The organism is Brevundimonas sp. EU05-FHT14B07 (genome assembly GCF_058790795.1).
Map to the genome: position 1 here is coordinate 1 of NZ_JBYTCZ010000007.1, position 5,503 is coordinate 5,503.

At 54.2% G+C, this 5,503-nt stretch carries 3 tRNA genes and 3 rRNA genes; all 6 read right to left on the reverse strand.

Features of this window, described 5'->3' with window-relative positions:
- Position 1: 1 nt before the first annotated feature.
- The 6 genes from AC3WRC_RS14255 to AC3WRC_RS14280 all read right to left on the reverse strand — a co-directional run bounded on the left by AC3WRC_RS14255 (position 2) and on the right by AC3WRC_RS14280 (position 5,274).
- Positions 2-78 (reverse strand) — tRNA-Met (locus AC3WRC_RS14255).
- 87 nt (positions 79-165) lie between these two features.
- A 5S ribosomal RNA gene (gene rrf / locus AC3WRC_RS14260) occupies positions 166-280 on the reverse strand.
- Positions 281-367: 87 nt separating this feature from the next.
- Positions 368-3,169: ribosomal RNA gene (locus tag AC3WRC_RS14265) — 23S ribosomal RNA — on the reverse strand.
- Positions 3,170-3,369: 200 nt separating this feature from the next.
- Positions 3,370-3,445: transfer RNA gene (locus tag AC3WRC_RS14270), tRNA-Ala, on the reverse strand.
- Positions 3,446-3,516: 71 nt separating this feature from the next.
- Positions 3,517-3,593: transfer RNA gene (locus AC3WRC_RS14275), tRNA-Ile, on the reverse strand.
- Between the two features lie 220 nt (positions 3,594-3,813).
- Positions 3,814-5,274 (reverse strand): 16S ribosomal RNA (locus AC3WRC_RS14280).
- The 16S, 23S and 5S rRNA genes sit together here with 3 tRNA genes alongside, the layout of an rRNA operon.
- Positions 5,275-5,503 lie beyond the last annotated feature (229 nt).

A 5,503-nucleotide genomic window follows, 5' to 3' on the forward strand; every position in this document is an offset into this window, starting at 1 on the left:
TTGGGTGCGGGAGTAGGATTTGAACCTACGACCTTCAGGTTATGAGCCTGACGAGCTACCGGGCTGCTCCATCCCGCGGCAAACGGTAGTGTATCGTGAAGGAAGAACGGTTCGAGAAGGACCGCGATTGCGGTGTTTGTTCATCATCGGCTGTCCGCCTGGTAGACCCGGCGGCGACCTACTCTCCCGCGCCTTGAGACGAAGTACCATTGGCTCTGGAGGGCTTAACGACCGAGTTCGGAATGGGATCGGGTGGGGAACCTCCGACATAGCCACCAGGTCAACCAGGGGGACAGCGGATGATGAGAAGACATTGTCTGAGATTGCTCTGGTCAAGGAGCAATCATCGAATGAGTTTTGCTGAGAAACGATCAAACCGATCGGATTATTAGTACCAGTAAGCTTCATGGGTCGCCCCACTTCCACACCTGGCCTATCAACGTGGTAGTCTTCCACGATCCTCAGCGAAGCCTTGTTTTGAGGTTAGTTTCCCGCTTAGATGCTTTCAGCGGTTATCTATTCCATACTTAGCTACCCTGCTGCACAGCTGGCGCCATGACAGGTACACCAGAGGTATGTCCATCCCGGTCCTCTCGTACTAGGGACAGATCCTCTCAAGCTTCGAACACCCACGGCAGATAGGGACCAAACTGTCTCACGACGTTCTGAACCCAGCTCACGTACCACTTTAAATGGCGAACAGCCATACCCTTGGGACCTGCTCCAGCCCCAGGATGTGATGAGCCGACATCGAGGTGCCAAACTTTGCCGTCGATATGGACTCTTGGGCAAAATCAGCCTGTTATCCCTAGAGTACCTTTTATCCGTTGAGCGATGGCCCTTCCACTCGGGACCACCGGATCACTATGGCCGACTTTCGTCTCTGCTCGACTTGTCAGTCTCGCAGTCAGGCGGGCTTATGCCATTGCACTCGACGACCGATTTCCGACCGGTCTGAGCCCACCATCGCGCGCCTCCGTTACACTTTAGGAGGCGACCGCCCCAGTCAAACTACCCACCACGCCATGTCCCGGGACCGGATAACGGCCCTCGGTTAGACGTCAACGACAGTAAGGGTGGTATTTCAAGGACGACTCCACCAGAGCTGGCGCCCCGGTTTCATAGTCTCCCACCTATCCTACACATACGGTCGCTAACGCCAAGGCGAAGCTATAGTAAAGGTTCATAGGGTCTTTCCGTCTGACCGCGGGAACCCCGCATCTTCACGGGGAATTCAATTTCACTGAGCCTATGCTGGAGACAGTGGGGAAGTCGTTACGCCATTCGTGCAGGTCGGAACTTACCCGACAAGGAATTTCGCTACCTTAGGACCGTTATAGTTACGGCCGCCGTTTACCTGGGCTTCAGTTCGACGCTTTCACATCTCCCTTTAACCTTCAGGCACCGGGCAGGCGTCAGACCCTATACGTCGCATTGCTGCTTCGCAGAGCCCTGTGTTTTTGCTAAACAGTCGCTACCCCCTGGCTTGTGCCACTCAGTCCTGCTTGCGCAAGGTGAGTCACGCTTATTCCGAAGTTACGCGTGCAATTTGCCGAGTTCCTTCAGCATAGTTCTCTCAAACGCCTTGGTATGCTCTACCTGACCACCTGTGTCGGTTTCGGGTACGGTCTCTGCTGGAGTTATTTCCTGGGACAACGCCCCCGCACACACAATCCAATAAGTGGGTACGAGTTAAGCCATCCGTCACTTCCAGCTGGTGCAGGAATATTTACCTGCTTCCCATCGACTACGCTTTTCAGCCTCGCCTTAGGGGCCGACTAACCCTGCGCAGATTAGCTTTACGCAGGAACCCTTGGTCTTTCGGCGAGAGTGTCTCTCACACTCTTATCGTTACTCATGTCAGCATTCTCACTTCCGATACCTCCAGCCAGGCTCACGCCTGACCTTCACCGGCCTACGGAACGCTCCGCTACCGCTTGCAGTAAACTGCAAACCCATATCTTCGGCGCACGGCTTGAGCCCCGTTACATTTTCCGCGCAGGATCGCTTGATCAGTGAGCTGTTACGCTTTCTTTAAAGGATGGCTGCTTCTAAGCCAACCTCCTGATTGTCAAAGCAATCCCACATCGTTTCCCACTTAGCCGTGACTTGGGGGCCTTAGATGATGGTTAGGGTTGTTTCCCTTTTCACGACGGACGTTAGCACCCGCCGTGTGTCTGCCCGATAGTTCTCTTGGGTATTCGGAGTTTGGTTAGTATTGGTACCGCTCGCGCAGCCCGCAACCATCCAGTGCTCTACCCCCCAAGGAATTCGTCGGACGCTCTACCTAAATAGATTTCGCGGAGAACCAGCTATGTCCAGGTTTGATTGGCCTTTCACCCCTATCCACAAGTCATCCCAGAATTTTTCAACATTCACGGGTTCGGTCCTCCAGTTGGTGTTACCCAACCTTCAACCTGCTCATGGATAGATCACCTGGTTTCGGGTCGTCATACGTCGAACTTAGCGCCCTATTCAGACTCGCTTTCGCTGCGCCTACACCTAACGGCTTAAGCTTGCTCGACACATGAAGTCGCTGACCCATTATACAAAAGGTACGCCGTCACCGCGCTTGGCGGCTCCGACTGCTTGTAGGCTTCCGATTTCAGGATCTGTTTCACTCCCCTTGTCGGGGTGCTTTTCACCTTTCCCTCACGGTACTTGTTCACTATCGGTCGTAGAGGAGTACTTAGGCTTGGAGGGTGGTCCCCCCATGTTCAGACAGGATTTCACGTGTCCCGCCCTACTCGAGTCTCTTGCTGTTTGATGACTACGGGGCTTTCACCCACTATGGCCGACCTTTCCAGATCGTTCGTCTTTATTTCACAAGAGCACTGGCCTGGTCCCGGTTCGCTCGCCACTACTACGGGAGTCTCGGTTGATGTCCTTTCCTCCGGGTACTGAGATGTTTCAGTTCCCCGGGTTCGCTTAATGAAGCCTATGTATTCAGCTCATTATACCTTTCAACAATCCGCCAATCGCCGCCCTCCACACCGGAGCAAGTCCAGCGTGATGAACAGAGTTGGAAGACTGTAAAGGTGGGTTTCCCCATTCGGAAATAACCGGATCAAAGGGTGCTAGCGCCTCCCCGGTTCTTATCGCAGCTTGCCACGTCCTTCATCGCCTCTCTACGCCAAGGCATCCGTCAGAAGCCCTTCAACGTTTGATCGTTTCTCAGCAAAACTCATGCTTGGTTTATTCCGCCCGACTGGAAAGATGCCGGGGGACCAAGCCTGATTTTTGTCAGACAATGTCTTCTTCTCGAACAAGACCTACAAGCTCAGGGGAGCCGGTCACGTTCTTCCTTTACGATTTCAATGCACGCCAACCTAAAGGCCGACGGCAAACTTGAATGCGATCACAAGATCCTGGTGGAGCCAGACGGAGTCGAACCGACGACATCCTGCTTGCAAAGCAGGCGCTCTACCAACTGAGCTATGGCCCCATTCCGAGGAATGGTGCGAAGCCCAGGAGAGCTGTCATACGATACTGTCCAAGGCTGGAGTCCAGCAGGGCTGGTAGGCCCGGGCAGACTCGAACTGCCGACCTTACGCTTATCAGGCGTACGCTCTAACCACCTGAGCTACGGGCCTATGGCAGCGACAGCCAGGTCTAGAGACCCAGGCTCGCGATCGCGTCACCAACTCAACGACCCGTATGGTCGAGGCGTCGATGACGAAAGTGGAAAGAGAAACGGAGACGGCGGCGTTCCGCCGTTTGTGCCTAGCGCTATCGCATTGCTGCTTGAGCGCATCAGCTATTGGAGCCTCAATAGACAGCCTCGTGAGAGACGGCCTGGAGAAGCATCCTTAGAAAGGAGGTGATCCAGCCGCAGGTTCCCCTACGGCTACCTTGTTACGACTTCACCCCAGTCGCTGACCCTACCGTGGTCGCCTGCCTCCTTGCGGTCAGCGCAGCGCCTTCGGGTAGAACCAACTCCCATGGTGTGACGGGCGGTGTGTACAAGGCCCGGGAACGTATTCACCGCGGCATGCTGATCCGCGATTACTAGCGATTCCAACTTCATGCCCTCGAGTTGCAGAGGACAATCCGAACTGAGACGACTTTTAAGGATTAACCCTCTGTAGTCGCCATTGTAGCACGTGTGTAGCCCACCCTGTAAGGGCCATGAGGACTTGACGTCATCCCCACCTTCCTCCGGCTTAGCACCGGCAGTCCCATTAGAGTTCCCAACTAAATGATGGCAACTAATGGCGAGGGTTGCGCTCGTTGCGGGACTTAACCCAACATCTCACGACACGAGCTGACGACAGCCATGCAGCACCTGTGTCCTAGTCCCCGAAGGGAAAGCCAGATCTCTCTGGCGGTCCAGGCATGTCAAAAGGTGGTAAGGTTCTGCGCGTTGCTTCGAATTAAACCACATGCTCCACCGCTTGTGCGGGCCCCCGTCAATTCCTTTGAGTTTTAATCTTGCGACCGTACTCCCCAGGCGGATTGCTTAATGCGTTAGCTGCGTCACCGAAATGCATGCATCCCGACAACTAGCAATCATCGTTTACGGCGTGGACTACCAGGGTATCTAATCCTGTTTGCTCCCCACGCTTTCGAGCCTCAGCGTCAGTAATGAGCCAGTGTGTCGCCTTCGCCACTGGTGTTCTTCCGAATATCTACGAATTTCACCTCTACACTCGGAGTTCCACACACCTCTCTCATACTCAAGACACCCAGTATCAAAGGCAATTCCGAGGTTGAGCCCCGGGATTTCACCCCTGACTTAAATGTCCGCCTACGCTCCCTTTACGCCCAGTAATTCCGAGCAACGCTAGCCCCCTTCGTATTACCGCGGCTGCTGGCACGAAGTTAGCCGGGGCTTCTTCTCCGGGTACCGTCATTATCGTCCCCGGTGAAAGAATTTTACAATCCTAAGACCTTCATCATTCACGCGGCATGGCTGCGTCAGGCTTTCGCCCATTGCGCAAGATTCCCCACTGCTGCCTCCCGTAGGAGTTTGGGCCGTGTCTCAGTCCCAATGTGGCTGATCATCCTCTCAGACCAGCTACTGATCGTCGCCTTGGTGAGCCTTTACCTCACCAACTAGCTAATCAGACGCGGGCCGCTCTAAAGGCGATAAATCTTTCCCCCGAAGGGCACATTCGGTATTAGCACAAGTTTCCCTGAGTTATTCCGAACCTAAAGGCACGTTCCCACGTGTTACTCACCCGTCCGCCACTAACTCCGAAGAGTTCGTTCGACTTGCATGTGTTAGGCCTGCCGCCAGCGTTCGCTCTGAGCCAGGATCAAACTCTCAGGTTGAGTTGACTTCTGACCTAAGCTTGAAGACCACCGAAGCGGTCTTGGCATTAGTTCTACGTATTTTATTGACGAGTTCCCACGTCATCGATCCGAAGACCGACGCATGGTATCTTTTCAAAAAGACCGCAGATAGTCAGTGTCGTATGATGACCTTCTAGGGTCATCGCAAGAACACCGCCGCCTGCGTTTCTCTTTCCAAATCAACAATGTCAAAGACCTGGAACCTCCG